Consider the following 23,934-nt stretch of genomic DNA (forward strand, 5'->3'; position numbering starts at 1 on the left):
AAAACAGCGTATGATGCTTAAAAATTCAACACATTTATCTTTATAATGCATCAGTTACTGCGTGATTTTTCTGTGCCTGCTGCCTTTGCAGGCTTTATTACTTGTTTGGTAGGCATTAGTGTGTCTGCTGTTTTGGTCATTCAAACTGCCCAAGGCTTAGGTGCCAATCAAGCGCAAATTAGCTCATGGTTTTGGGCCTTGTGTTTAGGCATCGGACGGTGTGGTTTAGGGCTGTCATGGCGCTTTAAATATCCAGTTGCAACCTCATGGTCAACCGCGGGTTTGGCCATGATTTTGGCCAGTGCCTCCAACTATAGTTTACATGAAGCGATTGGCGCTTTTGTGGTCTGTGGCATATTGACCGCGATTTTGGGTTTTTCTGGCATATTTGGTCGTATTTTGGCGTTTATTCCCACCAGTTTAACCGCAGCGATGCTGGGCGGTGTCTTGCTGAAATTTGGTGTACAGTTATTTAGTAGCCTCAATGAAAGTATTGGCTTTATTGTACTGCTGCTTGCGGTGTATGTGCTTAGTAAACGTTTTATGCCGCGTTATAGTATTGTCATTACTGTTTTAGCTGCCATGTTTAGTAGTCCATTTTTTATGGTCTTTGAAGCACCACAATTAAGTTGGGGGATAACTCATCCTGTGTGGATGACGCCTGAATTTAATCTTGCAGCTATTTTAGGATTAGCCTTACCACTGTTGGTGATTAACATGGCCTCGCAATATTTACCAGGTATTGCCATTATTCAGGCTTACGGTTATCAACCGCATGTCAAACATTTAATCGGCTGGACAGGTGCAGTGCAGAGCTTACTTGCGCCTTTTGGCTGTTTTTCTGTCAATACTGCCGCCATTAGTGCCGCTATCAGCCTTGATGATCAAGCCCATCCTGATCCGAAACGCCGTTATATTGCTGGCATGAGTTCAGGTCTGTGTTATTTATTGGTGGCACTCTTTGCAGCCACTTTAACCCAAGCGCTGCTGAGTTTTCCAAACTTATTGATTACTGCAGTTGCAGGGATAGCCTTATTTGGCACCATTAGCCATAACATCAGTTTGGCGTTTAGTGATGCCGAACATCGCGAAGCAGCCTTAATCACTTTTTTAATGAGTGCCTCAGGTGTGCAATTTTTAAATATTGGTTCTGCCTTTTGGGGCTTGTTGCTAGGTTTAATTGTTACACTCATTCTCAGACCCAAAAAAGCAGCTTAAGCTGCTTTTTTTATGGGCTATGGCTGGTGATAAAATCTAAAGTTTTTTGAAAAGTGGCTTGGCTGGCCTGTTGATTTAAAAAGAATTGATACTCATGTAATAACCATTCTTTAGAATCAGGATAAAATATCGCTTCGACTTGGATATTTTGCGCTTGCAATGCTGCTACAAACGGTACAGATTGGCTTTTGGTTAAAAAATCTCGATTACCGCCACTGATGAATACAGGTGGATAGTTTGGGCTGAGTTGATGAATAGGCGATAATTGCTTTAAAAATGCCGCATCATAAGATTTTTGCCCTGTATAGGCCTGCACCAATTGATAAACACCCCATTCGACCAAGCGCATTTCATCAGGTGCAGTATCCACAAAAGCATTCAGATCATAAATACCACAATGCAAAATCAAGCCTTTTAAATCCTCAAGTGGCGTGCTTAACTGTAGTTGACTTGCTTTAGCAAAATGTGGGTTGCTCACTAAAGCCGCATAATGACTCACCAAATTTGCGCCTGCTGAATCCCCCGCCAAATACAATTGCTGGGCATCTAGGTGCAAACTGACTGCATTTTGGCGCACAAAGCTTAAGGCTTGATCAATCTGTTGTAATTGCGTGGGATAGCGATATTGTGGTGCCAGTGGATATTGCACAGCTATCACGTTATAGCCTGCAGCAGCTAAACGCTTAAAATAACCGCGTGCATGCTGTTTAGACCCCGAAATCCAACCACCACCATGAATCCAAACAATGGTCGGGCGCGGCGCACGCGTATAAACATCAGCAGCTTGATAGACATCTAAATGTAAATCGGGTGCGATCTGATAAGCAATATTGTTTTTTACCAGCACATCTTGTGGTGCACCGCGATCCATCAAACGTTGCTGCATTTGGGTGGTGAAATTAAAAGTTTTGGCAATCACTTGTGTAGATTGCAGTGTTTGACACCCCAGCAAACTCAAAGACAGCATCAGCAGCAACGCTTTTGGCCATATTTTCATCATTTAGCACACACTTTTTTAGCTTTTATTGGGTTATTAAAGCATAAAACCACAGCAATATTAAGGCTTTAAAATTTGATTATTTTAGTTGGGTTTAAATAAAAACAAACGCTTCTAATACGCTGAATTTACAAATATTTTTGGCAATTTTATTGTTTATATTTATTCAATATGTTATGTATAAATTATACCCAATAACGATAAATGTATAAGGAGTGCCAGCATGACTTACCACCATATTTTAGTTCCTGTTGATGGATCGAAAATTTCTTTTTCTGCAGTGCAACATGCGGCAAAAATTGCCCAAGCCTTTAATAGTCAATTGACCTTAATTAGTTTAATTGCTGAAGATCCATTTACTGGCGCTGACTTTTACTATTCTTCTGCGATTATGAAAGAATATTTTATTGAAGCCGAAGCGAATGCTAAAAAAGCCCTGACTGAGGCATTAAGCCTTGCCACAGCATTAGGCGCTCATGCTGAAACAGAGATTATTCGTGGCGCAGTATCAGCCGAAGGGATTATTGAAACTGCCCATAAACTCAATGCCGATCTGATTGTCATGGGATCACATGGTCGTAAAGGTTTCCAAAAATTCTTGTTAGGTAGCTTTGCACAAGATGTATTGGGTAGCTCAGAACTACCTGTGCTAATTATTAAAGCGTAAGAGGCAATTATGAGCCAATCCTATCAACATATTTTAGTCGCTATTGACGAATCACCGATTTCTTATGCCGCTGTTGAACAAGCTAAATGCTTGGCTCAAGATTTACAAGCCAAGCTTACCATTATGAGCGTGATTGCGGTTGATCCTTTTGTGGGAGTAGATTTTTATAAAGTCGCACCTGCCATTACCGACTATTTTATGCAAGCTGAAAGTCATGCACAAAACCGTCTCAACGAAATTCAAGCCAATTTAGCCCGTGAAAACCTCTCGGCTCAGGTTAAACTGATTCGCGGTGTAACGCCATCTGAAGGTATTATTCACGTTGCCGATGAAGTGGGCGCCGATTTAATTATGATGGGTTCACATGGCCGCACGGGTTTACAAAAACTGATGCTTGGTAGCGTGGCACAAAATGTCCTGACGCAATCACCGATTCCAGTGTTAATCGTCAAGGCCTAACACGTCATCTTAAAGCCATATCCCCTGACTAAACAGGGGATTTTTTAAATGCCTCCGTAAAACACTGCGCTAAACGCTGTTGGTCTAAAGGCTCGGTCAAATGCAGCAAAGCCCGCTGTAAGACCTGTTGTGCTTGAGCCTCTGCTGCCTGTTGGATAGGCTGTTCAGGCGCATATTGCGCAATTAATGCCAAACATTTTAATAAACGCTGATTAATTTCTAAATTCGCTACAGAATCTCGGGCAATGGGTGCAAAAGCACTTTCGACCCATGAGGCTTCATCCATATCTACAATACTAAGATGCTCAAATTCAAGCACCTCTGTTTCTAAAGCTTGGGTATCAATGATCACCCGTGTCAAAGCATTTAGGACACTAATTGCGGTGGCAGGATCATTAATTGAGGCAGACATGGCACGCTGCCCGACTTCACTCATCACCAACAAACCTAAACGCGGGTCTTGCTCATAACGGCGGTTCTGCTCAATCAAAATACAGGCCAGCAATTGCGCCTGTAGTGTTGCAATCGCTTGCTGCTCCAAGGGCGCTTGGCAATAGACCTCGAGCACGCTTTGTGCCAAGGCAACAAATTTACCCGGACGTGCTGCAATATGAATATGTAGTTCATGCTCTGCTGCAAGTTGATTTAACGCATGTAAGTCGATATCACAAATATATGCAGTTGCAGGACTCAGCACATGAAAACGAGGCTTCCCTGTCGGCTGAGTATGGCAAGCACCTAAGTTGGGCTGAGCACGATAACGTGCCAAACTGGTGCTTGCGACCTTTTCAATGCGCTGAATGGCATCCCCTAAAGAACCGAGTTGCGATAAAGTATGTACCCAACGAATGAGTGTCAAGATGATATACATCAGCACCAATATGGTACTCACAAACAAAATAAAGCGTCCTTGTACGCCATAATATTCTAAACTTAACGCGATTTTAGCAATCACCGAATAAATGAATGCTGCAATAAAAGACGCAATTGCAATCCGCGCGGTATCGTCGGCCATAATCAATAAACGCGCGCGTGGGGTAGCACTATTGGAGCTTGAAGCAAGTGCTGACACCATAATTGATAAAGAAAAAGTGGTGACTGCCAACATACTCGAAGCAATAATATTGAGCAGATCAGACAAGGTCTCGACCGAAATATTAGGCACTGCATCATTTGAAAATAAATATACACCCAGTTTGGCAATTAAGGAAAAGACCACCGCAAACACGGCGCCAAGGGTGGGATGTATCCATAAGCTTTTAGCAGGATCAGCTAAAATAATTTTAAGACGATGCCACATGGTTTAGCTCTATTTATTCTTGTTGTTTTACTTATACCTCAAAAATCTAACTTTGCCCATAAAACGATCATTAGGACTAGGCTGCTGAGTTTTACGCTCAGCGCCAGCATGGCGCTATCCAAAATGATCGGCATATGGATAGATTAAATTTCTGCTTGCGAATTAGGTTGAATAACATGTTGTGAATCCAAAAGCGTAGTAAGCCCCCCTGCACCAATCATAAGTTTCATATGCCTATTGCCAACCTTAGCTCACTAACAAAATATGCTTTACCTAAACTCTGCTCAACAATAAAAAACCCATCCGAAGATGGGTTTTATTGAGGATCAATGCTGAGTATTTATACGCTCAACATAGTATTTAAGGTTTCCACCACATTCTTAGATTTCACTTGTGGTTTTAAAGCTTCGAGTTGGGCTTGTACTTCACTACGCTGCGGTTCCGCTAAAGTGTACCAACGTGATAAGACTTGCAGTAAACGAGAACCTACAATTGGGTTTTTCTCATCTAAGTATTTCGCCAAGTCAATGAAGTGCTGAACGCCAAAACTCCATGTATTGACAGGATTACTATTTAAGCCACCCGATACCGCACGAATACGGTTTGGCACACCTAAATCATAATCTGGATGTTCAGTTAAATATTGTATGGTTTCTGCACTGGCTTTGGGATGTGCTGCTTGAATCATAAACCATTGATCCATCGACAAGGCTTCATCTTTAAAGCGCAAATAGAAATCAATCAGTGCTTTTTCCGCTTGCGGTGCATCGTTCCATACCAAGACTTTTAATGCCCCTAAACGCTCTGACATATTGCGTGAGTGTTTAAACTGCTGCTCTGCCAGTGTAAATGCATCTTCATCACCTTGACGTGCAATCATGGTCAAGAGAATATTTTTTAAGGCGCGTGTTCCCATGGCTTGAGAAAACTCTGACTGAGCACTTGGATCTAATGCCAAATACATCTCTTTTGCTTGTGCAGCAAAAGCACGTGCTAAAGTATCTAACAAGGCATTGCGTTTTTCTTGAATCAGGCTTGGATTATAGTCCGTATCAATACGACTACCTAAATAGCCTTCACTTGGTACATCAAACAAACGTGAAGCCAATAGCGGATCTTGCGCAACCACCTTAGGCAAGGTATCTAACATGGCTTGAATATAAATCTCAGCGGGTTGATCTTTGAGTAAGATATTTTCAAGTAAGGTTTGTGAGGCTTGCCATTGGTTAAAACCGTTGGTTTCATATTGCAATAAGAAGGCAAGTTCAGCATCTGAATAATCAAATTCTAAATTTACCGGGGCTGAGAAATTACGTAATAACGACACTACAGGTTGAGCCGCCACACCCGTAAATGTAATATGTGCTGCATCAGTGTCAAATAAGTACACCCCATCTTTCACGCCATTTTCAAATAAATCCTCAGAATTTAAGCTCAGCTGCTCACCTGTCGCTGCATCAAATAATGCCAATGCCACAGGAATCGGTACTGCTTTTAAATTTGGATATTTTGGATGTGCTTTCAGGGTTTGTTTCAAGCTTAAGGTATAGGTTTGTGCATCTGCATTATACTCACCTTTGGCTTCAAGCTTTGGTGTACCCGGTTGGTTGTACCAAGTTAAGAATGCCGATAAATCTACACCTGAACCTGCAGTGAGTGCTGCCACCCAATCTTCAACGGTAACAGCTTGACCATCGTGGCGTTTGAAGTATTCATCAGTTCCCGCACGGAATTTTTCTTTACCCAAAAGCGTTGCCATCATGCGGTTAATTTCCGCACCTTTTTCATAGACGGTTGCAGTATAGAAGTTATTAATTTCGACAAAATGATCAGGACGTGGTGGATGCGACAATGGGCCTGAATCTTCAGGGAATTGATGGGCTTTTAAAACCGCAACATCATCAATCCGTTGTACCGCAGCCGATTGTAAATCTTCTGAGAAAGATTGATCACGGAATACAGTTAAGCCTTCTTTTAAGCACAATTGGAACCAATCACGGCAAGTAATACGGTTACCGGTCCAGTTATGGAAATATTCATGCGCAATCACCGATTGCACACGCATAATCGCAGCATCTGTCGTGAACTCTTCATCTGCCAAGACACATGAGGTATTAAAGATATTTAAACCTTTGTTTTCCATAGCCCCCATATTAAAAGCACTGGTTGCCACAATCATATAGTTGTCGAGGTCATAGGGTAGACCATAATGCTCTTCGTCCCAACGCATTGAATGCTTAAGTGCTTGCATTGCAATGTGACATTTTGGAATATCTTTTTGTTCGGCATAAATTTCTAAGGCAACGTTACGCCCTTCAGAAGTCACATAGCTGTCTTTAAGTACTGCCAAATCACCGACCACACAAGCAAATAAATAGGCTGGTTTTTTGGTTGGATCCTGCCAAATCGCGTAATGACGACCTTCGCCTGCCTCGCCTTTTTCAATTAAGTTACCATTGGCAAGCAGTACAGGGAATTTTTTGTCCGCTTCAACACGCGTGGTAAACACTGACAATACATCTGGACGGTCTGGATAAAACGTAATTTTACGGAAACCTTCTGGTTCGTTTTGCGTTACAAATAAATCAGCAGCGGCTTGGTATAAACCTTCTAATTGGGTATTACTTTCTGGATGAATCAAAACCACCGTTTCAATTAAAGCTTGATCTGGTGCATTACTAATCACCAACTGTTCAGCATCTAACTGATAAGCTTCTGAGCTAAGTTCTGTCCCATTTAAACGTACAGACTCTAAAGTTAAATCACGCCCTAACAGCACTAAATCGCCAGCCGTTTGACGTTGCATGTCTAACTTTGCAGTAACGCGCGTATGTTCAGCAAACACTTGAATATTCAGATCAACTGAATTGACTAAAAAACTTGGTTTTTGGTAGTCCTTTAAATAAACCGTTTGGTCGGCCTCGACCACTGGATTTGCCGCAATGTTCATATGTATTCCTAATCCTATCTACAGATTTTTATGTGCTTTTACTCGATCATACGTCAAGTGCTACGCGCTGTGTGGGTTTTATGTTTAAGTTTTATATGGGTGGAGATGGCACTTTTTCAATCGAGGAGTTGCAAATTTATCGGCAATTGAGCAGTTGCTAAACAATATTATGAAACGCTCCCCTGCTTGCCAAATATGCTTAGGCTATTTAACTTTTTGACTCGCCCCATACCGCAGCTTAAATCTGTGTATAATTGGCTTAAGTTTTTATGCGTTTGCAACTGATGAGTTTTAATATTTTACGTAAAAGTTTGGATGACAGTGCCTTTTGTCCACTGTGTCAGGCAGCCATGTATTGGATGGATGCCGAACAATTTGATCAGGATATTAACTTTCATGAATGTAGCCACTGTCAACATCGGGTGTTTCAAGAGCCACAGCATAGCTGCCATTGTGACGGTTGCTTAAACGAACGCAAAAAAGTCATGCGTGCTACTCGCCTGCAAGAAACACGTAAAAGCCACGGTCGACGTCAAGATATTGTCGAACTTGAGCTACATCAGCTTAAATTTGTGGAAAAACTATTTTTACTGGCCGTACTTGACCCACAGATACAAGAACATACCAAACACGATGAATATATTCACTGGGATGAAATTAAGTTTCAAAATATTAGCCCCAATTTTTTATTCCAAAATGCCATTGTTAAACATTTAGTCAAACAGCATATTTTGGTCGATCCCGATGCCAATACCGATAGTGAGCGTTATTATTTAAATATCCGTTTGGATGGTTATTCTGAACCGAGTTTATTTAGTGTGACTCAGCAATTACGCCATTGGTTTTACGAAAACCTGTCCTTAGGGATTCCGTTTAAAAATAGTGAAGAAGTCAAAGACGCGATTTATTTATTGCTCTATCAAGATATTATTCAATTCACGCAAATGTATTGCCGCACTTGGGGCATTCAATTTGCGGGTAATCATAGTTTTCAAATGTTTTGCTACCGCTTAATGGACAGCCTTGCCGTGGGGCAAATTTATTATTTGGTACAAACTGCTCTAGAATATCTGCATAAACAACAGATTTTACAACCTCGTAACGATAATTTTATTAACACTAATATGCTGAAAAAAACTTTACAGCAATATCGTGAACGTGCCATTCGTGAGTGCTGGGAAACCTCTACTCTGCCACGTCCGCCAAATTTAGCTTTAAGCCGAATGAGTGAAATTTTATTTTTCCGTTTTTTAGGCTATGACGAGCGTATTTTTGTGCAACCGATGTGGCGTTCATGGAAAAAAATTGAACCTCGCTTAAAATTTTATGCCGAAAAACGCTGTATGCACTGCGGCTCGAATGAACTCAGTGTTGATTATGACGCGGAAGATTACGTGACGCTCACCTGCCGAAAATGTAAGCATCAAGACCATTATTTTACCCAATAACTGAGCCTAAGCATGACTGATCTAGCAGCAATAAAAATAGATAAACAACAACTAATGTCACAGATCGTGACTGCATGGCACAACCTGCAAGCACAACAACCCTTGGTGCATTATATTAGCAATAGTGTAGCAGCCAACTATGCGGCCAACGTGGTGTTGGCCTGCGGTGCATCACCCGCTTTAATTGACAATCCTTATGAAGCCGAAAGCTTTATGCAGATTGCAGGGGGCTTAAATATTAATTTAGGTACACCTACCGAACAACAAGTTGCAGCGATGCACATTGCAGCTAAAACTGCGCATGATTTAAATAAACCGTGGGTACTAGACCCTGTGGGTTATGGTGCAGTATTGGCTTGGCGCTCTAAAATTATTGATGAGTTACTTGAGTATAAACCCACAATTATTCGCGGCAACGGTTCAGAAATCAGCGCTTTAGTGGGCCAGCAAACAGCCAGTAAAGGCGTAGATAGCACCTTAAGCAGCGCTGCAGTGTACCAACAAGCGCAAGTGTTGTTACAGCATAGTGAATGTATTGCCATTTCTGGTGAGTCGGATTTTATTTTATCCAAAGCCTTGAACTGTGTGATTCAAGTCAATGGCGGTTCATATTTACAGCCTAAAGTCACCGCAACAGGCTGTGCTTTAGGGGCGTTAATTGCAGCCTATGCCGCAGTGGCGCAGCCTAGCGTGGCAACTGTTGCCGCACATGTACATTTTGCCATTGCAGGTAAACTCGCCTTTGCCAAAGCACAAAGTGTAGGCTCATTTAACATGGCATTTTTAGATGAATTGTATAATTTAAATGCAGATGCAATTTTGCAGCATGCAGATATTCAGGTTTTAGCAATTTAAGATAGCCTTTTGGGCACGCTTATGTTTTAATGCGCCCAGTATGAGATGAGCCTCTTACAGTATGTAGCTTAGATCTACATACGACTAGCCCCTAACCATGGGGCTTTTTATTGTCTACCATTTGGGTAAGCATACTTACAGCGGCTTAACCAAACATGGCTAGCGTAAACTGAATCACAATCGCATTTACAATGTCGATAAAAAATGCACCTGTTAAAGGGATAATTAAAAATGCTTTATGTGAAGGTCCATAGCGATTGGTCACGGCTTGAATATTGGCAATCGCTGTTGGGGTAGCACCTAAATTCACCCCACACTGGCCGGCACAAAGCACCGCTGCATCGTAGTTTTTACCCATCACTCTAAACGTGACAAAATACATATACAGTGCCAAGACCAGCATTTGGACAACTAAAATAATCAATAAGGGACCTGCCAAATCTGCCAGCAACCACAGCTGTAAAGACATGAGTGCCATTGATAAAAACAAAGCCAAAGAAGCATTGCCAAATACATCAATGCAACGGTCAAACATCTCTACTTTAAGACCATGTTCAAGTACATTTCGTAGAATGACACCACACATTAATGCCCATACAAAGGTCGGCAATTCAAACCACTGCCCTTTAGCAAGCGCAGCCATAAAATAAGCAAAGCTAATACAAACAGCAAACATCCCCAAGGTTTTGACAGCATCATTGGCGGTAATTAAACGGGTGTTTTCTGGATACTCAAAGGGTGCCGTCTGTGCCGCAGGTGGAATATCCTTCAGCTCAGAATGCGCAGCCGTTTCTTCAGCCAATTGATAACGTCTGATTAAAAATTTAGCCACTGGCCCGCCCATCATACCGCCAATGACTAAACCAAAAGTCGCACTGGCCATACCCAACACTACAGCACCTTGAATTGCATAATCTTGTTCAAATACAGCTCCCCAAGCACCTGCTGTACCATGTCCACCTGTTAGCGTCACCGAACCTGTGATTAAACCAATAAGAGGATCTAAACCCAGTAACGTGGCTAAACTCACTCCCACAACATTTTGCACGATTACATAGGCAATCACGCAAGCCAAGAACAAAATGAGAGCTTTACCACCCTCTTTTAGTTTCACTAAACTGGCACTTAAACCCACCGAGGTAAAAAACATTAGCATAAAGACTTGCTGAATATTGGCATCAAAATTTACAGTAATATCAAACGCTTTAAATAAAATATAAGTGATTATTGCGGCAACTAGACCACCAGCGACGGGTTCTGGAATATTGTAACGCTTTAAAATACCAATTTTATTCACTACGCTAAATCCAACCAAGAGCACCAATACGGCAACTACAATTGTTAAAAACGCGTCTAACTCATAATTCATATATGGTCCATTTCTGTTGTTATTTATATTAATTTTTATATAGATAGCGCACTGGCGTCAGCTAGAAAAATGTTACCTGTATTAATTCAGCTATATTTATGTTTTTGAGTTAAAAAATACTCAAGTGTTTGAGTATTTTTTGCATGATCTAGTCTATAAATTTATGGTTTGATGTCATAGACCCAATTACGTGCTTGTTGGTCTGTTATGGATTCACAGACGTAGTAATCGTGATCCCATGAATCAGGATGGAAGATTTCTTTTTTGGTGTAGGTGACGTTTTTACCTTTTTCAACACAGATAAAGCTGTCACCTTGGTCTTTAATTTGGGTTCCGTTTAAGAAACCACCAATACAGAGGAAGCGGGATTGTTTGGTCATGTGTTCGTTCAACTTCATTCGTTTAAATATACGTGGATTAAACGATGGAATGAGCAAACTGTACAGCTTTATGGCTTATACCAATTTAAACTCGTGAACAATTTTCTTTATAAAGTTCGATTAGACCAAATATCTATTGCAAAAATCATAGCCAACTTAGTTTAGGGACATCAACAATTCCTAGAGCTTCTTTTGTAGATATTTTCAATGCGGATAAGTTTGTATATATCCAATCGACTAACTGTTCACCTTCCATAATATTTATCTGATTTTCCTGCGCATAAAGTTTAGATTCTTGTGAAACATGACCTGTTGTTACAACCCATTTATATGCATTGGAATCCGATTCAAATTCATAGGCAATCAATTGATTGATTGCATGCTTACTGGTTTCACCTCTATGATGTTTGACTTGTACAAGAATATCTTTTAGAAATGGATTCTTTTCAGATGTTGCTTGTATATCAACATCTGCTATGCCTTCTCCATTTTTCTTATCTAAAATATCTACATTTGAATAGCCCTCTATTTCCAAGAGTTCTTTAACTAATTCCTCTAAACCTCTACCACCAGCTTTTAAACGCGTATTCCCTTTCCATAAGGCATTTAATAGTTCTGTTTTAAACTCATTTTCATATTGATCAATTTTTTCTTGAAAACTACTCTTTATATCAAAATTTCCTAACTCATTTAGGTTCTGAATAATATGATCTATCTCTTGGGAGAATCTTGTTAGATCACCTATTGTCGTTCTAAGCTTTAACCTACTTTCTAAATTTTCTTTCAATTTTGAACGTGGAATATAAATTACTTTTCCATCTTTTCTAAAAAACTTTACATCAATTTGATTAGCACCATGCCCTCCTTTAAATAAAGGATCATAATTTTTCGTCCCTATTACTTTAGCAATCGCGATCTTTTTCCCTAAAGGAACAATGACAATATCTTCACTCTTTAATTCAAAATAGTTTTTAACTTGATTAGTCATACGACCAATAGAACCATTTTTTTCAATAATTTCTTTGATTAATTCTTTGATCTCTTGATGTGCTGAAAAGTTTACCTGCTTCCACCCATATCCAATTTTATTCTCTTTTATTAATGACTCAGGGCTTCTTACCATTAAATATCTTTTCATTTTTATCACACAAAAAATAAGGGCTGATTACTCAGCCCTTATTTTATATCATTTATCGCTTAATTATCAATCAATTAAGATAATTGAGCAGCAGCAATTTTCTTAGTATCAACATCTTTAGACGCGTCAGTGTACGCATCCATTTTGTCGAAGCTTAAGTATTGATAGATGTCAGAAGACATGCTGTCAATTTGAGCTGCATATTGTTGGTATTCTTCTGGAGAAGGTAATTTACCAAGTACAGCAGCAACAGACGCAAGCTCAGCAGAAGCTAAGTAAACGTTCGCACCTTGACCTAAACGGTTAGGGAAGTTACGTGTAGATGTAGACACACAAGTTGTGTTCGGCGCTACACGCGCTTGGTTACCCATACATAATGAACAACCTGGCATTTCTGTACGCGCGCCAGCTTTACCGTAGATGTTGTAGAAACCTTCGTCCATGAGTTGACGCTCGTCCATACGAGTAGGAGGCGCTAACCAAAGACGAGTAGATAAAGAACCACCAGGTACTTTGTCTAAAAGTTTACCAGCTGCACGGAAGTGACCGATGTTCGTCATACATGAACCAACGAATACTTCGTCAATTTTCACGCCTTGAACGTCAGATAACAATTTCGCGTCATCTGGGTCGTTTGGACAGCAAAGAACTGGCTCAGTGATTGTTGCAAGGTCAATTTCATACACTTTCGTGTATTCAGCGTCAGCATCAGCTTTAAGAAGTGATGGGTTGGCTAACCATTTTTCCATGTTCTCAACACGGCGCGCCATAGTACGAGCATCGCCATAACCTTCAGCGATCATCCACTTAAGCATAGTGATGTTAGAGCGTAGGTATTCAGCAACTTTCTCTTCAGAAAGCGTGATCGCACAACCAGCAGCAGAACGTTCAGCAGACGCATCAGATAATTCGAATGCTTGCTCAACAGTTAGGTCAGTTTCCATTTCTGTTAAGTCGATCTCTAAGATACGACCAGAGAAGATGTTCTTCTTACCTTTTTTCTCTACAGTTAAGTCACCTTGTTGGATCGCAACGTAAGGGATTGCATGTACGAGGTCACGTAAAGTGATACCAGGTTGCATCTTACCTTTGAACTTAACAAGTACAGACTCAGGCATGTCTAGTGGCATAACACCAGTCGCAGCAGCAAACGCTACAAGACCAGAACCCGCTGGGAATGAAATACCAATTGGGAAACGAGTATGCGAGTCACCACCAGTACCTACTGTATCTGGAAGAAGCATACGGTTTAACCAAGAGTGGATAATACCGTCACCTGGGCGTAGAGAAACACCACCACGGTTCATGATGAAATCAGGAAGTGTATGGTGAGTAGTTACGTCAACTGGTTTTGGATATGCAGCTGTGTGACAGAAAGATTGCATTACTAGGTCAGCAGAGAAGCCTAGGCACGCTAAATCTTTAAGTTCGTCACGCGTCATTGGACCTGTTGTATCTTGAGAACCAACAGTTGTCATCTTAGGTTCGCAGTAAGTACCTGGAAGTACACCTTGACCTTCAGGAAGACCACAAGCACGACCAACCATTTTCTGTGCAAGCGTAAAGCCTTTAGCAGTCGCAGCAGGTTGAACTGGCGTGCGGAACAATGTAGATGCAGGCAAACCTAAAGCTTCACGCGCTTTAGCTGTTAAACCACGACCAACGATTAAGTTGATACGGCCACCAGCACGAACTTCGTCAAGAAGCACTGGAGTTTTAAGTTCAGCTTCAGCAATTTGCTCGCCGTTCTTAGATGCAGTTACTTTTGCAGCAGCGTGATCGATGTTAAGAACGATTTCGTCGCCCATGTTCATGTTTTGAACGTCGATTTCAACTGGTAATGCGCCCGCATCTTCCATTGTGTTGAAGAAAATTGGTGCAATCTTAGAACCTAAGCAGTAGCCGCCATCTTTCTTGTTTGGAATGTGTGGAAGGTCTTGACCGAAGAACCAAAGCACAGAGTTAGTTGCAGATTTACGAGATGAACCTGTACCAACAACGTCACCTACGTAAGCAACTTGGTTGCCTTTGGCGATCAATTCTTTGATTTGGCTTAATGGACCAACTTCACCAGGAACTTCTGGGTTGATGCCATCACGCACGTTTTTAAGCATTGCATTCGCGTGTAACGGAATGTCTGGACGGCTCCATGCGTCTTGTGCAGGTGACAAGTCGTCAGTGTTGGTTTCGCCAGTTACTTTGAAAACAGTTAACTTGATTTCTTCTGGAACGTCTGGACGGCTTGTGAACCATTCAGCATCAGCCCAAGATTGTAAAACTGCTTGAGCATTGGCGTTACCCGCTTTTGCTTTGTCAGCTACGTCATGGAATGCATCAAATACAAGAAGTGTTTTTTTCAATGCTTCAGCTGCTAAAGCACCTAATGCTGCATCTTCTAGTAATTCAACTAAAGGCGCGACGTTATAACCACCAAGCATAGTACCTAGTAAGTAAACCGCGCGTTCTTTAGACACTAACGGAGAAGTTGTTTCACCTTTTGCCAAAGCAGCTAAGAAAGCAGCTTTTACATAAGCAGCTTGGTCAACACCCGCTGGTACACGGTTTTCAAGTAGGTCAACTAAGAATGCTTCTTCACCTGCTGGTGGATTCTTTAATAATTCAACTAATGCAGCTGTTTGAGCGTCATCAAGTGGCTTCGGTGGGACTCCGAGTGCGGCACGTTCTGCAACGTGTTGGCGGTAAGCTTCTAGCACGGTGTTATTCCTCTTTTTTAAAAAATTATTTACGATTTCCTGCTTGTATAAAGCTTCGTAAACAATATGGACAGCAAAATTTTACTAAAATTCGAGTTAAAAGTTAATGCAAGTAAAGTATTTGTTTGTGATGCTCATTATTTTATATCTAAATGATGACCAAATCGTTTAGTTGATGAGCATTTTATGCTATTTAAAGCAGCACGGTGTACTTTTCTTGAACACTTCGCTTGAAAGATAGCCATAAAAAAGACAACGCTATGTTGCCTTTTTTATTCAAAAAAATCTATTCAACCTTAGTGTACAGTACTTGCTTTTATATATTGCTGAAAATTCGTGCGATCACCGACAAATTTTAAAGTCATCTGATCTTCATGGAGTAATCCTGTCTCACAATTGGCAAAGCAGATACTGACCAAATAGCGCTTTTTCTCTTCATCTAGACAATCGCGTAAAATGACTTGATCACCACAACTTAACACATAGCCACCACCACCAATTACCATCACACTGTGTCCATCTTCGAGCAAAAAGTCATCATTGTGCACATAACCCACCACTTCCATTGTCCACCTCGCTATTGTTGTAGTTATGCTATTTTTATATATGCTTTTCTGTTTTTATGCGAATGTAGAATTGTTGCAAAGTTTTTTCTCAGTTCCTTTGAATAATGGATTTTAAGTTAGTAAATCCCATAAAAAAAACCGTTCCTTAGAACGGTTTGTATTCAGGGATTTCATCAAAAGGGGTATTCTGACAACGCTCTGTGACTTGCGCACGGATTTTTTCGCGCTTCACATCAGGCTGATCGTTAATGTCCGCTGCTGGCAGTTGATACACTTCTTGGATAATTTCTAAAATAAATTTTTTGGTGGTTGGATCTTCAAGCTTCTCGGCATGCTCAATTGCCGCTTGTTGCTCAATACCATTTTGGCGATCGAGTAAAATGGTACGGGCGGCATTGCCCACGCTCTTACAATAGCCTTGCCATTGTTGTTCGGGCGCCAAAGGGGCTTTTTCCGCACAGCCTGCCAATAAAACCACCGCAGTGAAAGCGAATAATTTTTTCATAATCATCTCCTATGGCTGGTTATGATAATCGAACTACAAACGCTGTAAAGTCTGATCGAAAAAAAGCCCTCCTTTGAGGGCTTTTTCTGGGTTTAGAACTTCCAGTGATAGAACACATCCACCGCGCGTTCTAAGGCTTGGCTGGCTTCTAAATACACCCGTTGATTCATTTGATAACGTAAAGTCAGTTTATTGACTGGGGTAAATACCCCTACTCCATAACGGATAAATAAATCAGGGGTAATATAACCGGTCACAGAGACTTGGGTATCATCGCCTGTGCCTTGGGCATCTAGCGCTAAACCGCTTAAACCAAAGGTACGACCAATTTGGTTGGTCAATGCGCGGGTGCCGCCTAAGCCCATACTAATCCCTGCTGCGGCAATGGTATTATTCACATCTGATCTAAAGCCTTCGGTTTGGCTGATGCCACTGGTGCCATCATTGATCCGCCCTGTAATTAAGGCATTTAAAGCTTCTTGTTCCGAAAGCCCTGCATCGTTATACACCTGAATATTTGGGCTTGAGCCAGTGCCTGTAACGCGTACCCCCACTGTACTGCCTTGCACCAGTTTATTGGCATCAATATCTAAACTTGGATTAGCCAGCGGCCCATTAAAACGCGCAATGGCACGATTTAAATCTAAGCTTTGTCCGTAGGCTTCAATTTTGACCCGTTTTGAGACACCAATCGCGCCATTGGCACGCATAGCACTTTCTAAACCACGTTGTGATAAATAAACGCGCCCAATTAAAGGAATGCGACTATCAAAGCCTTGGAAAATCACTTGATTACCCAGTTGCACCATGACATCAGCACGAATATCCCAAGGTTTCGCCGCACGTAAAATGGCCAATTGGTTTTGCCCTTCGCGCACAATACGTACATCCGAAGAAACATTGACCACAGGTGCCGATGCTTCAGGCATAGAAATTAAGGCGCGCGGCACCTGCACTTCACCAGTTAAACTAACACGGCGCCGAGTTGGTAATACATCTAAATTAATTTCAGGATCAATCACCGCGGTAATTAACGGTGCTTGACGGATGAGTAAATCATCACCTTTGAGTTTAAGCTGAATGCGTGGCTCGTCGCGCCAATCGACACCACCAGTAAGGTGCCCCACACCACGCCCACTGTTAAAAGCACCATTAATGCTGGCTTGGTTTTGACGAATTGATGAATAGAGTTGAATGTTATTAAGATTAATCGGCAGTGAAATCATGCTAATCGCACCATCTTTTAAGCGCAATTCACCATTAAATTCAGGATCGGTTAAAGCACCTTGCACTTTACCCGCAAAAGACAATGTGCCACCAATGGAACGTACATCTTGAATAAAAGGTTTAACAATCTTTAAGTCGACTTTGTCAAAGGCCACTTCGCCACGCATGGTTTTACGCGCGCCATAAGGGTCAATCACTACATTGGCATAACCGGTACCAATTTCTTGAGTTTTCACATCCAAACGTAGTTGTAAGCCTTCAGCTACGCTTTTTGCCACCACCGCTACTTGCTCGTAACCAATTTTAGAGGCTTGATACTGTGGATCTTCCGCATCTAACCCAATAGTACCGTTACGGGTGATTAAACGTGCATCCAATTTCGGCTTTTGCCCTTGTGCCCATGAGGCTTTGGCATAACCATTGACTTTACCAGTAATGCTTAAACCTTCTGGCATAAAGGCAGCAAAATCACTTAAATCAACATTTTTGGTGGTGAGTGACACATTGCCCTTACTTGGACTGACCTTTAAAGGCTGATCGACACATAATTGACTTTGCTGACTCATCCAACAATGCGCACCCACTAACAGTTCCTGCCGAGCATTGTTATACACCACTGCCGCAGATTGACGTTGCAGCAAATGGGTTCTAAATGAATTGAAGTCACCTTTTTGGATTTGCCCCAACCAATCGTTATTATTGTTAAAACCACCAGCCAATTGCACATAGAACGTACTTAAACGGTTTTTGGCCTGTACTTTTAACAGATGCGCGTTGTATTTACCGACTAAAGAAATTTCGCCATTTTGAATTTCACGTCCACCAGCACGCAAACCTTGTAAACTCGCAGTCATAGAGGTTGGGGTAGTGGTTGAGGTTGGTAATTCGCCTTGTAAACGCATTTTGTTCATACTGAGCGTATCATTAAAGGCAAAACCATCGACCGCCAAATTGGCCGTGGCTTTTAAACGTGGCTGCGCTTGTACATTTAAGTTGCCATAAATGCGGCCTTTGAGGCCCGGATAGAGTTCATATAATGCTGGTGCATTAATGCTTAAACGTAAGCTTTGGGCATTGCCTGTGGCATGCAACTGATTATTGGCATAAGCCAGATGCAAGTTATTGGCTTCAAATTGGCTCGGTACAAAACCGCTTTGCTCATTTTTCAGCAACACCGCTAAATTACCCTGACCACGCAGTGGCTTACCATTTAAGTTGCCGGCAATATTCAAATTTTGTAATTGAACTTTCTTTAATTGATCAGTCCAAGTGCCTTGGGTTTTTAAATTACCAGAAACTTCACCAGTTAAGCTAGAGACAAAATACTGCGGTTTAAAACGATTTAGACTGGCATTGATATTCCAACTTAAGGTATTGGCTAAATTAACTTGACCATTGGCTAAGATTTTTCCGGCAATGCCATCATGTTTTAATTCTTGAATATTTAAAAAGTCAGGTGTACCCGAGATTTTAAATTTCAAGCCACCTTTAGACACCGGTACGCTACTGGCATCTAAAGCACCATCGTAATTGACGGCATAGCCTTTAAACGCGCCACCGGCTTTTTCATCATGGAACAATAATGCCGCAGTACTTTGCCCTGTTAAGCGTACCGTTTCATTTTGCTCTGCCAAACGTCCGAGTAAATTAATTTGACTGAGTTGAATAATTTGCTGATTGGGCAAGGCATAACCACTGGCTGTCACTTGACCATTTAAACGATCCACCGGTAAGGCAGCCACTAAGCTTTGTGGATTAAAATCTTTGGCATTGAGGTTCGCGCGCCATTTCAACTGACGTTTTTCATCCGGTAAATCCACCACAGCGTTGCCTGTCAGTGCACCGCTCGCAGCTTTATAATCAAAGCGTGGCACGTTTAAAATATTATTTTTAATATTTAGGTCAGCTTGATAGGCACCAGTCGGTAAAAAGCCGCTGTCATGTTGTTTAACTTGCGTGGCAAGCTGAATATTTTGCTGTCCCTCAAGTAAGGTAATTTTGGCATTACCTTGCTCACTCGACAGCCAACCCATATACGGTACCGCACGGTCAATATTGCGCCATGCCACATTGAGTAACATTGGATTAGGCTTTTTCGGCTGTTCAGGATTTTGATCGAGCTGCACATGCCATTTTTCATAACGGTCAAAATCAACATCTGCCGTAAGATGTAAGCCTTTTTCTAAAGTACCTTTAGAAGCTAACTTGCCATCCAAACTTGGCGGTAAAAACTCTTGAATCACTTGCGGAATGACCGGATCTTTTGGATTAAGCTTATCCATACGACCGCTTAAATCCCAAGTGACTTGATCTTTCCAACTCACCACACCGCCTAAGTTTAGCGCGCCTTTCATCACCTGACCATTTAAGCTATGAATATCAATTTGATTGACAAAGTCAGTGTGCATTAAGGCACTGTATTGGCCTTTAGGAATATCTTGACCACTGAGATCGGTATTCAGGTCAATATCAAAACCATGCGCATTACCATTAAATTTGGCTAAACCATCTTCCGCATAGAGTTTTTGCTCGGTTAAAAATGGCAGATGATAGTGCTTAAATTTCAGTGCACCAAACATTGGCACATCTTTACGTACTGGATGCACCACAATCCAACCGGTGAGTAAATCTGGGTTACGGGTGGCGACTCCGGCTTGAATACTATCTAATGAACCTTTGGCCACCACTTTAATATCATGAATATTTAAGCTATTGTTCAGCGAGGGTAAATTGATATCCGCGATGGCATCAATTGGATAAGTGCCCTGAAAATCCATGCTCCCTGTGGCGTTCTTCACCAATAAGTAGCCCATATTGACACTGGTGTCTTTAAATTCGAGCTTGGTATCACTCCACACCGCATCATTTAACACTGCATCATAGAAATCAACTTTGCTACCACCTGCAGTTTGAATCAATAAATAATCTAAATCAGCATGATCAACGCGCAGTACAAAGGGCAAGCGAATATCGCTAAATTTAAATGGCTCATCACTCGGTGGTTTTTTGCTAATGATTTGCAGATTACGCACATCGGCACGGCTTAAATGAATTTCTTTATTTAAAATTGCTCGCCAACCTAAATTAACATCGGCACGGTCAATTTTGACATCGGTACTGGCTAAATTGACCCACACGTTACGTAAAATCAGACCGCGCCATAAATTACCGCCTTCGTATTGGTAGCTGATAATCTGCTGTCGCTCTAAAACGCGATCTAATAGAAACTTACTGCCCGCATTGGTGGAAAACATCACCACCAACGCTGCTGCAAGCAGCAACAAGATCAGTAAAATAGACACGATGATATTACGTACAGTATTACGCTGTTTTGGCGTCACTGGCGCCGCTGGTTCTAATTGTGGCATAATTTTTTTTGCTTACCCTAAGCCGTTATAATGCAGAGCCAATAAAGAAATGGATTCGAACTGGATGCCCATCATCTGAGATGCCTGAGGCCACATCAATCCGAATTGGACCAATCGGTGAAGCCCAACGTACCCCTAAGCCCACGCCATATTCGGTGTCATTGCTAAAATCTTTGTCGTAGGCATTCCCGATATCGGTAAACACTGCCGCGCGCCAACCTTCTTTAAACTGGTAGTTATATTCTACTGAGCCAATACCCAGTGCTTGACCACCAATTTTATAGCCACCTTCAATCGGCGATAGGCTCTTATAGTCAAAACCACGAATGGTTTGGTCACCACCGGTGAAATAACGTAAGTTATATGGAATATCTTTAAAGTCATCGACAAAAATATAACCCGCTTGAGCACGCCCAACAAATTGATGATTATCGTTTTGGCCCCACGAATATAAACCATGCCATGTTGCATTTAAAATCGCCATATCGGTATCGGTGAGTAGGCTTTCACTGCCCACTTCGGCTTTATAGGTTTGTTTAAAGCCTTTACTTGGATTCACACGGCGATCAGATATGGTTTTTGAGGCTTCATAACCAAACAGCAACGACTCTTGTTCAGGGCGTGATAAAAATTGTGCCCAGGTATCCTTACTGGTGTCTTCGCCAACAATGCCTTTTTCGGTTAAGCGATCTAAGCGATAACGCGTACCAAAGGTATGCTGCCAACTGCCGCGTGGATTTTTAATAATCCGATCAGCACCCAGTACTGCAGATTCAATAATCAAACTGCCTTTGGTCGCCACATCATCACGTTGTTCACGTTCATAACCACCCACCAAACTAATATAGTCATTTAATGGATGATGATACGGAATGCTATAACGCCCATCGATGGATTGACGGATTTCGGAAAGCTCTAAGTTGGCATCAAAGGCATGCCCACGTTTATTGACAATGGCACGGCGATATTGACCACGGAAACGTGCCCCTGTATCAGTACCATAACCCACACCGGCTTCAATGGTATTCAGCTGATCGGCATTTAAGGTCACGAGTACTGGAATTTTTTGTTCTGCGCGAGCTTGCTCACGTAAGCGCTCTTTTTCGGCTTGTTGGCTCTGCTGCTGAGTACGTAAGCGGGCTAAATTGGCTTGATCGACGCCCTCTGTGGTCCCTGCAAACTGGTTTTCATCTACTAGCGTTTGCGTGACTTCTTGCTCAGATGCCTGCTGCTTTGGTTTATCTGTATTCAATACGCCTGCTGCTAAATTCTCGGCATCCACCAAGGCTTGTAAATCTGGCGGCAATTCTAAGGCTTTCTCGATCGGATCGGGAATAATGGCATCCACTAAGGTGTAATTAAAATAGCGTGAGTTGGTTAAGTTATTGGCTAAATTATTGACACGCCAAAAGGCATAGTCATCACCGTCTTTCCAAATCACCATACTTTCTAATACATCCATATCCAAAGGAAATTCTTTGTTTGGATCACTCATGCGAAAAATAGGTTTCGCCAGTTGATAACGCGCCCCTGTTTCATAGCGTAAGTTGATATCTGCTGTATCTTGCGGCTGCGCGACTTTGACATCATGCAAGCGCCAGTACGCATCAAAATAACCATTATTGCTGGCAGCGGTGCTAATCCGTTCTTTGGTATTTTCGTATTTACCATGATGCAGGATGTCTCCTTCTTCTAAATCAGGTAATACGCCAATGACTCTAAATTGTGACTGATCGGCACCTGCACCGCTAAACTCAATATTTTGGCTATTGACTAGAACTGGCGCATTTGGGGTCACTTGCACACGCACTTTACTGGCATCAATACGATCAAAACGAAAATCGGCCTGATAAAAGCCCACTGCTTGCGCCGCTTGGTTGGCAAGGGTACGCAGTTGTGGCAAGGCTGAAGCAAAGTCGGCAAAAGATTCTTGGGTAAAACTCGACAGTTTGGCTTCGATATTGTTTTCTAAATTTTCTAAAGCTTGGCTATAGGCAGCGTCAGTTAAACCTTGTGGACGTTGCTGCGCCGTGATTTTAACCTCAGCACTAATCCGAGGAACTTTGGCAGTTGCAAATTCACGCGGTGGACGTACTTTATACAACAGGCGTTTAAAGAAACCCGGCTGTTGCATATCTTCGGCTTCTAGAGTATCTAAAGCACTAACATCACCAATATGTGCGCCTGTGGCATTGGCTTGTACCACAATCTCACGGTCGGCTTGGATGCTTTGCATTAACGCATCGACACTGACTGGGGCTTGATTAATTTCGGCAATTTCTTGTTGCGTGGCATCAGTCAGCATAAATTCTTGGCTTTGATCTGCACGATAAGCTAATGCTTGTTGTTTGGCCGCTTCTGCCTCTTGATAAATATCATTCACCAACTGCGGGTCTATGGCTTCAATCGGCAACGCTTCTAGATCATCAAAACTTAATGCAGGGGTCGCAGGTTGTATCACAGCTGCGCTAGACTCAAGTTCTGCGCCATTATGTGCAAAAGCCATGACATCGACAGCTTCAGACTTGAGTTGTGGCGTGGCATTGCTTAAGGTATCTACAGCATATGTGCTGTATGGCAGCATAAGCATACCGCAAAAAAGTGAGCGCGATGATAATGCAGACAGACTAAGGCTAAGGACTGACTTCTTAAATTGAATTCTGGCACGCATATACAACTCAAAGTTTAATTATTTGTCATGGAAAAATCAGCCTATACGCTGACAAATACAACGCATGTTATGGATTTTTCATTAAATCAAGAAAAAAATATC

The 23,934-nt window shown here is 41.8% G+C and carries 16 protein-coding genes; 5 read left to right on the forward strand and 11 right to left on the reverse strand.

What is annotated here, in order from left to right:
* Positions 1-45 precede the first annotated feature (45 nt).
* A complete protein-coding gene (locus CYK47_RS02320) occupies positions 46-1,218 on the forward strand; it encodes a benzoate/H(+) symporter BenE family transporter (protein ID WP_122898547.1) in 1,173 nt (390 codons plus the stop codon).
* Between the two features lie 10 nt (positions 1,219-1,228).
* On the opposite strand, the gene CYK47_RS02325 is transcribed toward CYK47_RS02320, so the two are convergent.
* Entirely contained in the window at positions 1,229-2,215 is a 987-nt protein-coding gene (locus CYK47_RS02325) for an alpha/beta hydrolase (RefSeq protein WP_122898549.1), read from the reverse strand.
* Between the two features lie 223 nt (positions 2,216-2,438).
* On the opposite strand from CYK47_RS02325, the gene CYK47_RS02330 reads away from it, so the two are divergent.
* Both CYK47_RS02330 and CYK47_RS02335 read left to right on the forward strand, forming a co-directional pair.
* Complete coding sequence (locus tag CYK47_RS02330) at positions 2,439-2,882, forward strand: universal stress protein (RefSeq protein WP_122898551.1); 444 nt, start codon at positions 2,439-2,441, stop codon at positions 2,880-2,882.
* 9 nt (positions 2,883-2,891) lie between these two features.
* Positions 2,892-3,341: a universal stress protein gene (locus CYK47_RS02335; RefSeq protein WP_122898553.1), complete on the forward strand. Its 450-nt coding sequence runs from the start codon at positions 2,892-2,894 to the stop codon at positions 3,339-3,341.
* 28 nt (positions 3,342-3,369) lie between these two features.
* Here CYK47_RS02335 and CYK47_RS02340 read toward each other — a convergent pair whose 3' ends face one another.
* Both CYK47_RS02340 and pepN read right to left on the reverse strand, forming a co-directional pair.
* The gene (locus tag CYK47_RS02340; RefSeq protein WP_122898555.1) at positions 3,370-4,641 is read right to left on the reverse strand and encodes a DUF2254 domain-containing protein; all 1,272 of its coding nucleotides are present in this window, start codon (positions 4,639-4,641) and stop codon (positions 3,370-3,372) included.
* A gap of 340 nt (positions 4,642-4,981) precedes the next feature.
* Entirely contained in the window at positions 4,982-7,591 is a 2,610-nt protein-coding gene (gene pepN, locus CYK47_RS02345; RefSeq protein WP_122898557.1) for an aminopeptidase N, read from the reverse strand.
* Positions 7,592-7,875: 284 nt separating this feature from the next.
* Between pepN and CYK47_RS02350 the strand changes: the two genes are divergently transcribed.
* Together CYK47_RS02350 and thiM are read left to right on the forward strand one after the other, a co-directional pair.
* On the forward strand, positions 7,876-9,039 hold the full coding sequence (locus CYK47_RS02350) for a hypothetical protein (RefSeq protein WP_122898751.1): 1,164 nt from the start codon (positions 7,876-7,878) through the stop codon (positions 9,037-9,039).
* Positions 9,040-9,051: 12 nt separating this feature from the next.
* Entirely contained in the window at positions 9,052-9,894 is an 843-nt protein-coding gene (gene thiM, locus CYK47_RS02355) for a hydroxyethylthiazole kinase (RefSeq protein WP_122898559.1), read from the forward strand.
* A gap of 145 nt (positions 9,895-10,039) precedes the next feature.
* Here thiM and gltS read toward each other — a convergent pair whose 3' ends face one another.
* From gltS to CYK47_RS02395, 8 genes are all read right to left on the reverse strand, one after another.
* Positions 10,040-11,263, reverse strand: coding sequence for a sodium/glutamate symporter (gltS, locus tag CYK47_RS02360; RefSeq protein WP_122898561.1), 1,224 nt, complete (start codon positions 11,261-11,263; stop codon positions 10,040-10,042).
* Between the two features lie 161 nt (positions 11,264-11,424).
* Positions 11,425-11,643, reverse strand: coding sequence for a hypothetical protein (locus tag CYK47_RS02365; RefSeq protein WP_122898563.1), 219 nt, complete (start codon positions 11,641-11,643; stop codon positions 11,425-11,427).
* Between the two features lie 145 nt (positions 11,644-11,788).
* Positions 11,789-12,781 (reverse strand): restriction endonuclease, encoded by a 993-nt coding sequence (locus CYK47_RS02370; RefSeq protein WP_164709135.1) that lies wholly within the window; start codon positions 12,779-12,781, stop codon positions 11,789-11,791.
* Between the two features lie 74 nt (positions 12,782-12,855).
* Positions 12,856-15,495 (reverse strand): bifunctional aconitate hydratase 2/2-methylisocitrate dehydratase, encoded by a 2,640-nt coding sequence (locus tag CYK47_RS02375; protein WP_122898567.1) that lies wholly within the window; start codon positions 15,493-15,495, stop codon positions 12,856-12,858.
* 296 nt (positions 15,496-15,791) lie between these two features.
* Positions 15,792-16,061 (reverse strand): hypothetical protein, encoded by a 270-nt coding sequence (locus CYK47_RS02380; protein WP_122898569.1) that lies wholly within the window; start codon positions 16,059-16,061, stop codon positions 15,792-15,794.
* Between the two features lie 145 nt (positions 16,062-16,206).
* Positions 16,207-16,566, reverse strand: a complete 360-nt coding sequence (locus CYK47_RS02385; protein ID WP_122898571.1) for a hypothetical protein — start codon at positions 16,564-16,566, stop codon at positions 16,207-16,209.
* 92 nt (positions 16,567-16,658) lie between these two features.
* The gene (locus tag CYK47_RS02390; RefSeq protein ID WP_122898573.1) at positions 16,659-21,161 is read right to left on the reverse strand and encodes a translocation/assembly module TamB domain-containing protein; all 4,503 of its coding nucleotides are present in this window, start codon (positions 21,159-21,161) and stop codon (positions 16,659-16,661) included.
* Between the two features lie 25 nt (positions 21,162-21,186).
* Positions 21,187-23,832, reverse strand: a complete 2,646-nt coding sequence (locus CYK47_RS02395; protein ID WP_122898575.1) for an autotransporter assembly complex protein TamA — start codon at positions 23,830-23,832, stop codon at positions 21,187-21,189.
* Between the last annotated feature and the right edge of the window lie 102 nt (positions 23,833-23,934).

Source organism: Acinetobacter sp. B51(2017) (assembly GCF_003711395.1).
In the GTDB taxonomy this organism is placed as follows: Bacteria; Pseudomonadota; Gammaproteobacteria; order Pseudomonadales; family Moraxellaceae; genus Acinetobacter.

What these genes read in the sequence shown, in the direction of transcription:
- pepN (WP_122898557.1), bottom strand. Translation starts at nt 7,591, where the DNA reads ATGAACATTGCGGCAAATCCAGTGGTCGAGGCCGACCAAACGGTTTAT.
- gltS (WP_122898561.1), bottom strand. Translation starts at nt 11,263, where the DNA reads ATGAATTATGAGTTAGACGCGTTTTTAACAATTGTAGTTGCCGTATTG.
- CYK47_RS02320 (WP_122898547.1), top strand. Translation starts at nt 46, where the DNA reads ATGCATCAGTTACTGCGTGATTTTTCTGTGCCTGCTGCCTTTGCAGGC.
- CYK47_RS02370 (WP_164709135.1), bottom strand. Translation starts at nt 12,781, where the DNA reads ATGAAAAGATATTTAATGGTAAGAAGCCCTGAGTCATTAATAAAAGAG.
- CYK47_RS02395 (WP_122898575.1), bottom strand. Translation starts at nt 23,832, where the DNA reads ATGCGTGCCAGAATTCAATTTAAGAAGTCAGTCCTTAGCCTTAGTCTG.
- CYK47_RS02340 (WP_122898555.1), bottom strand. Translation starts at nt 4,641, where the DNA reads ATGTGGCATCGTCTTAAAATTATTTTAGCTGATCCTGCTAAAAGCTTA.
- CYK47_RS02365 (WP_122898563.1), bottom strand. Translation starts at nt 11,643, where the DNA reads ATGACCAAACAATCCCGCTTCCTCTGTATTGGTGGTTTCTTAAACGGA.
- CYK47_RS02330 (WP_122898551.1), top strand. Translation starts at nt 2,439, where the DNA reads ATGACTTACCACCATATTTTAGTTCCTGTTGATGGATCGAAAATTTCT.
- CYK47_RS02385 (WP_122898571.1), bottom strand. Translation starts at nt 16,566, where the DNA reads ATGAAAAAATTATTCGCTTTCACTGCGGTGGTTTTATTGGCAGGCTGT.
- CYK47_RS02380 (WP_122898569.1), bottom strand. Translation starts at nt 16,061, where the DNA reads ATGGAAGTGGTGGGTTATGTGCACAATGATGACTTTTTGCTCGAAGAT.
- CYK47_RS02325 (WP_122898549.1), bottom strand. Translation starts at nt 2,215, where the DNA reads ATGAAAATATGGCCAAAAGCGTTGCTGCTGATGCTGTCTTTGAGTTTG.
- CYK47_RS02335 (WP_122898553.1), top strand. Translation starts at nt 2,892, where the DNA reads ATGAGCCAATCCTATCAACATATTTTAGTCGCTATTGACGAATCACCG.
- thiM (WP_122898559.1), top strand. Translation starts at nt 9,052, where the DNA reads ATGACTGATCTAGCAGCAATAAAAATAGATAAACAACAACTAATGTCA.
- CYK47_RS02350 (WP_122898751.1), top strand. Translation starts at nt 7,876, where the DNA reads ATGAGTTTTAATATTTTACGTAAAAGTTTGGATGACAGTGCCTTTTGT.
- CYK47_RS02390 (WP_122898573.1), bottom strand. Translation starts at nt 21,161, where the DNA reads ATGCCACAATTAGAACCAGCGGCGCCAGTGACGCCAAAACAGCGTAAT.